Consider the following 6,111-nt stretch of genomic DNA (forward strand, 5'->3'; position numbering starts at 1 on the left):
GGCGCCTACGGCTTCCGCCGCTGGACCGCGACCGTCACCGCGCCGCCCGCCGGCACCCTCGCCGCCATGATCCGCTGCACCAACACGCACGGCGTGGCGCAGCCCGCCTCCGCCAACTGGAACGGCGGCGGTTTCATGCGCAACGTCATCGAGACCGTGCGGCTGGCCGTCGCCTGACGCCCGCCCGCAAAGGAGCCCCCGCCATGATCCGCATGCTCGCCCTGCCGCTGCTGCTCGCCGTCCCGGCCGTTGCCTGGGCCGCCGACCCGCAGCCCTTCCCGCCGCTCTCCGTCACCCTGCCGCAGAGCGACAGCCTCTATCCCGGTGGCGCATCCGCCGACGCGATCAACAACAACTGCCTCGCCTGCCATTCGGTCGAGATGGTGCAGATGCAGCCGCCGCTCGGCCGCGCCGGCTGGACGGCGGAGGTCGCGAAGATGCGCGGCACGTATCACGCGCCGGTGGACGACGCGGACGTGCCGGCGATCATCGCCTACCTCGTCGCCCGCGACGCCGCCGCTCAGCCGCCGACCTCGTCGCCCACCCAGTCCAAATAGGCCGCCAGCCCGTCCGCGACCGGCACCGCGACGATGCACGGCACCGTGTAGCTGTGCAGCGCCGCGACCCGGTCGCGCAGACGGGCGAACGCCGCCCGGGTCGTCTTGGCGATCAGCGCCCATTCGGGCCCGCTCTCGATCGCCCCCTGCCAGCGATAGATCGTCTCGTGCGCGCGCAGGTTCACGCAGGCCGCCAGCCGTTCCTCCACCAGGGTCCGCCCGATCCGCCGCGCCTCGTCCGCGTCGGCGCAGGTGACATAGACGAAGACGATGTCCGCCATCCCTACATCGTCGCCCCGATCTGCCACGGCACGAATTCGTTCTGACCGTAGCCAAGCTGCTCGGACTTCGTGCGCGCGCCCGACGCGACGGCGAGGATGGTGTCGAAGATCTCCCGCCCCTTGTCCTCGATCGACACGCCGTCGAGGATGTCGCCGCAGTTGATGTCCATGTCCTCGGTCATGCGGCGATACAGGTCGGAATTGGTCGCAAGCTTGATCGACGGCGTGGGCTTGCACCCATAGGCCGAGCCGCGACCGGTGGTGAAGCACAGCACGTTCGCCCCGCCCGCCACCTGTCCCGTCGCCGCCACCGGATCGAAACCCGGCGTGTCCATGAACACGAATCCCCGCCGGTCGATCTGCTCCGCATAGCGATAGACGCCGCGCAGCGTCGTCGTCCCGCCCTTGGCCGCCGCCCCCAGCGACTTCTCCAGGATCGTCGTCAGCCCGCCCGCCTTGTTGCCGGGCGACGGGTTGTTGTTCATCTCCCCGCCCAGCCGCGCGGTGTAGTCCTTCCACCAGTTGATCAGCCCGACCAGTTTCTCGCCCACCTCGACGCTTTCGGCGCGCGCGGTCAGCAGGTGTTCGGCGCCGTAGATCTCCGGCGTCTCCGACAGGATCGCCGTGCCGCCGTGGCGCACCAGCAGGTCCGCCGCCGCCCCGAGCGCCGGGTTGGCGGTCAGGCCGGAATATCCGTCCGATCCGCCGCATTGCAGCGCGAGCGACAGCAGCGACGCCGGCAGTGTCTCGCGCCGCGCCGCGTTGGCCGCCGGCAGCATGTCGCGTATCTGCGCCACCGCCGCCTCGACCGTTCGCCGCGTGCCGCCGCTTTCCTGGATCGTCAGGCTGCGGAACCGCTCGCTCTCCTCGATGCCGTATTGCGCCTTCATCCGGCCGATCTGGAACACCTCGCAGCCGAGCCCGACCAGCACGACGGCGGCGAGATTCGGATGGCTGGCATAGCCCCATTGCGTGCGCGTCAGCAGGTCATAGCCCTCGCCCTGCCCGGCCATGCCGCAGCCGGTGCCGTGCACGAACGGCACCACCCCGTCGATGTTCGGATAGTCGCGCAGGATGCCGGACCGCGCGATCTCCTCGGCGATGAAATGCGCGACCGTCGCCGAACAGTTCACCGAGGTCAGGATGCCGATATAGTTGCGCGTGCCCGCGCGCCCGTCCGGGCGGCGGTATCCCTGAAACGTCGCCTGCGCCGCGGGCGCCAGCACGTCCTCGGCCCGCGCCTCGCTGGCGAAGGCATAGTCGCGGTCGAACTCGTGCAGCACGACGTTATGCTCGTGCACCCACGCGCCCGGCTCGATCGGGGCGGATGCGAAGCCGATGATCTGCCCGAACTTGCGCACCGGCGCGCCCTCCGCGATCGGCACGGCGGCGATCTTGTGCCCGCGCGGCACCCGCGCCGTCACGGCCGGTCCCGCGGGAAGGACGGTGCCCGCCGGAACCGTATCGACGGCAATCAAAACGTTGTCCTGCGCGTTCAGACGCAGCGTACGCGGCTCACCCATCCGGTCTGCTCCTCCCCCCAACGCGGCGAGTGTTCCACGCGCGGGCGGCGCCGTCGAGATGGCGCCGCCGCGGTCCGGATTTAGCCCCGGGGTTCAGCCCCCGATCGTGCCGACGATCGACTTCTTGATCGACGCGCCCAGCGTGTATTTCGGATCGACCATGTTGCCCAGCCGCACGCGCCCGCACTGCGTCAGCAGCATGTAGGCGTCGATTTCATCGAAACCGAAATCCGCGGCGAGCCAGCGCGTCAGCTCGCGATAGGCGATGCGCGCCGCGTCTTCCATCGGCCGGGCGGAGCCGATGGTCATGTAGAACTCGGCGTTCTCCAGCCGCGGCCACGCCAGCGTCCAGCCCTTGATCAGATCGACCTGCACGGTGGTCACCGTCGGATGCTCCAGCGCGACACCGCACAGTTCGCCGTCGCCCTGCGCCGCGTGACAGTCACCGAGGTACAGCAACGCCCCCGGCCGGTTGACCGGCAGATAGATCACCGCGTCCGGCGCCACGTCCGGCAGGTCCATGTTGCCGCCGTAATAGTCGGGAACGAGGCTGCTGATCGCCTCGATCTCCGGCGAGGTGCCGATCGTGCCGATGAACGGCTCGTAGGGCAGCGTGATGCGGTCATTCCACACCGTCCCGTGCTCGGCCGTGACATGCAGCTTCTTCACCCGCTCCGGCAGCGCGGGATTGAGCATCGCCGTCGCACCGTTCGACACCAGGCCGCCGAACTCCGGCATGATCACCGTTGTGCCCACCGGCTGCGGCCCGCGCGGCACGATGGAGCGGATCAGCACGGCGAGGCAGTCGCCCTTTTCCGCGCCCTCGACATAGATCGGCCCGTTCTGCGGGTTCAGGTAGGGGAAGTTCAGGATCGCGCTCGGGCTGTCGGTCTCGTGCTTGATCGCGCCCTCGAACGCGTCATGCGTCTCGCACGCCACCACGTCGCCGGGCTGGATGCGCAGCACCGGGTCCGCATAGGGGCCATAGACGTAGCGATACTTGCCCTGCGTCGCCTCGGTGATGCTGTGGCTGGCGGCCGGCTTGCCGCGCGCCACCGCGCGGCGGGCCATGATGGATTGGTCGAACCAGGACATGCGCGCTGCCTCCTGCTGCTGCCCGTCCAGCATGCGCCGATCCGCGCCGAGCGTCGATGTGCGCGTCCCTGACCGGACAGCCCGGCGGGTTGCGCCGCCGCCACCCCCGCGCCTAGCGTCGTCACGTCCCCAGCCGGAGGCAGACCGCGCCGCCATGACCGACATGCCCGCCCCCGACGCCGCCCCCGACGCTTCGTCCGGGGACACGTCCATCTGGGCGCCCGAACTCGCCGAACTGCGCCGCCGGCAGGCGCTGGCCGAACAGATGGGCGGCCCGGACAAGGTCGCGCGCCAGCACGCGGGCGGCCGCATGACCGTGCGCGAGCGCATCGACGCGCTGATCGACCCCGGCAGTTTCCATGAAATCGGCGCGACCGCCGGCCGCGCCGAATACGACGACGCGGGCAACCTCGTCACGCTCACGCCGTCGAACTGCGTGATGGGCCGCGCCCGCATCGACGGCCGCCCGGTCGTCGTCGTGGGCGACGACTTCACCGTGCGCGGCGGCTCGGCCGACGCCACCATCTTCCAGAAGCCGCTGATGGCCGAACGCATGGCCGGCGAGTGGCGCCTGCCCATCATCCGCGTGATCGAGGGCTCGGGCGGCGGTGGCTCGGTGAAGACGATCGAGACCACGGGGCGCGCCAACCTGCCCGGCGGCGTGCCCTCCGGCATCGCGTTTCACCACGTTACGCACACGCTCGGGCTCGTGCCCGTCGTCGCGCTCGGCCTCGGCTCCGTCGCCGGTCTCGGCGCCGCGCGGCTGGCGTCGAGCCATTATTCGGTGATGACGAAATCCTCCGCCATGTTCGTCGCCGGCCCGCCCGTCGTCGCGCGCATGAACCCGCAACGCAACGCCGTCGAGATGGACAAGCAGACGCTCGGCGGGTGGGAGGTGCAGACCCGCGCCGGCGCCGTCGATCACGCGGCGGAGGACGAGGCCGACGCCTTCGCCTGCGCCCGGCGGTTCCTGTCCTATCTGCCGCCCTCGGTGTTCGACCTGCCGCCGCGCGGCGCGCGCGACGACGATCCGGCGCGCGCCGACGACGCGCTGCGCAACGCCATCCCGCGCGACGTGCGGAAGGTGTACCGCATGCGCCCGATCATCGACTCCGTGGTCGATCGCGGCAGCTTCTTCGAAATGGGCCGCAATTTCGGCCGCAGCGTCATCACCGGCCTCGCCCGTCTCGACGGCTGGCCGGTGGCGCTGATGGCGGGCGACCCGTATCACTACGGCGGCGCCTGGACGGCAGAGGCGGCGCAGAAAGTCGTGCGCTTCGTCGATCTGGCGGAGACGTTCCACCTGCCGGTCGTCTATCTCGTCGACTGCCCCGGCTTCCTGATCGGCGCGGAGGCGGAACGCAGCGCGCTGATCCGCCACGGCGTGCGCGCGCTCGCCGCCGTCAACCAGTGCACCCAGCCCTGGTGCACCGTCATCGTGCGCAACTGCTTCGGCGTCGCCGGCGCGGTGCATCAGCCCGCCTCGCGCCTCTCGCTGCGCTACGGCTGGGTCTCCGCCCGCTGGGGCTCGCTGCCGCTCGAAGGCGGGATCGAGGCCGCCTACCGCGCCGATCTCGACGCCGCCCCCGATCCCGCCGCGAAACTGCGCGAGATCGAGGAGCGGCTGACGAAGCTGCGCTCGCCCTTTCGCACGGCGGAGACGTTCTGGATCGAGGAGATCATCGACCCCGCCGCCACGCGCGGGCTGCTGTGCGAGTTCGCCAACCTCGCCGCGCCGCTGCGCACCCCCGGCGCGCCGCGCTTCGCCCCGCGTCCCTGACAGGAGAGCCACACGACATGACACAGACCCGCGTGCTCGCCGACGTCAGCGGCAGCGTCTGGAAGATCGAGGCCGCCCCCGGCGATCAGGTGGCCGAGGGCGACACGATCCTGCTGCTCGAATCGATGAAGATGGAAATCCCCGTCCCCGCCCCCCACGCCGGCCGCATCGCCGCCATCCTGGTCGAACCCGAACAGGCGGTGACCGAGGGCGACGCGGTGGCGCTCATCGAGCGCTGAACGCGGGATGGTGTCGCGGTATCGGATCATCGGAGTGCTCGCGGCACTGGCCGCGACGACGGCCCCGGCCGCGTGCCCGGCGCGCGCGGCGGCACCCGTCGACCCGTCGTCGGTCGCGTCGGGCAGACCGGTATGGGTGGCGAGCGATACGGGCAAATCGCCCATCAATGCCCTGGTCGACATCGGCGACATGCGGCAGATCGGCGACGAACTCGATGTCGCGATCCGCTGGCCCTACTTGCCGCCGGCGGGCGGCCCGGAACAGCAGGAGCAGGACCGGGTCGTCTGCGGCCCGGACCACGCGGTGTCCTACACGATCAGCACCGGCGTCGTCGGGACCGGGGGCGCCTATACTGTCCAGCACACCTACGATGCGGCGGCGGAGCGCCGAAAGGCGTTCCGGTACGACGCCGACATGACAAAGGCCGGCGGCGGGCTCGACTCCTACGACACGGACCCGCGCAGCCTCGCCTGCTGGGCGGCCGCGCGGAAATGCCGGGGCGAGGCGGTCACCTGGCCGCCGCCGCCCGACAACGCCGCGCTCGACAACTCCGCGCAGGCGCTGGCGACGAACGCCGCCTACAACAAGGGCTTCGTGCCCACCTGCCGGCTGCCGTAACCGCTCGCGCCGCGCGC

At 71.0% G+C, this 6,111-nt stretch carries 7 protein-coding genes; 4 read left to right on the forward strand and 3 right to left on the reverse strand.

What is annotated here, in order from left to right; genetic code table 11:
- The first annotated feature begins 203 nt into the window (after positions 1-203).
- Entirely contained in the window at positions 204-557 is a 354-nt protein-coding gene (locus B8460_RS01020; RefSeq protein ID WP_048859708.1) for a c-type cytochrome, read from the forward strand.
- Here B8460_RS01020 and cutA read toward each other — a convergent pair.
- From cutA to B8460_RS01035, 3 genes are all read right to left on the reverse strand, one after another.
- Positions 521-838, reverse strand: coding sequence for a divalent-cation tolerance protein CutA (gene cutA, locus B8460_RS01025; RefSeq protein WP_048859709.1), 318 nt, complete (start codon positions 836-838; stop codon positions 521-523). The two genes, B8460_RS01020 and cutA, sit on opposite strands and share 37 nt — an antisense overlap.
- Positions 839-840: 2 nt before the next feature.
- A complete protein-coding gene (locus tag B8460_RS01030) occupies positions 841-2,361 on the reverse strand; it encodes a UxaA family hydrolase (protein WP_048859710.1) in 1,521 nt (506 codons plus the stop codon).
- Between the two features lie 93 nt (positions 2,362-2,454).
- Entirely contained in the window at positions 2,455-3,489 is a 1,035-nt protein-coding gene (locus B8460_RS01035) for an acetamidase/formamidase family protein (RefSeq protein WP_241771057.1), read from the reverse strand.
- A gap of 121 nt (positions 3,490-3,610) precedes the next feature.
- On the opposite strand from B8460_RS01035, the gene B8460_RS01040 reads away from it, so the two are divergent.
- The 3 genes from B8460_RS01040 to B8460_RS01050 are packed head-to-tail and all read left to right on the forward strand — an operon-like array spanning position 3,611 to position 6,094.
- Complete coding sequence (locus B8460_RS01040; protein WP_241771058.1) at positions 3,611-5,236, forward strand: acyl-CoA carboxylase subunit beta; 1,626 nt, start codon at positions 3,611-3,613, stop codon at positions 5,234-5,236.
- Between the two features lie 17 nt (positions 5,237-5,253).
- Positions 5,254-5,475 (forward strand): biotin/lipoyl-binding carrier protein, encoded by a 222-nt coding sequence (locus B8460_RS01045; RefSeq protein ID WP_048859711.1) that lies wholly within the window; start codon positions 5,254-5,256, stop codon positions 5,473-5,475.
- Between the two features lie 34 nt (positions 5,476-5,509).
- Positions 5,510-6,094 (forward strand): hypothetical protein, encoded by a 585-nt coding sequence (locus B8460_RS01050; protein ID WP_158322651.1) that lies wholly within the window; start codon positions 5,510-5,512, stop codon positions 6,092-6,094.
- The last annotated feature ends 17 nt before the right edge of the window (positions 6,095-6,111 follow it).

Origin of the sequence: Acidisphaera rubrifaciens HS-AP3, assembly GCF_000964365.1 — a bacterium.
Classification (GTDB): domain Bacteria; phylum Pseudomonadota; class Alphaproteobacteria; order Acetobacterales; family Acetobacteraceae; genus Acidisphaera; species Acidisphaera rubrifaciens.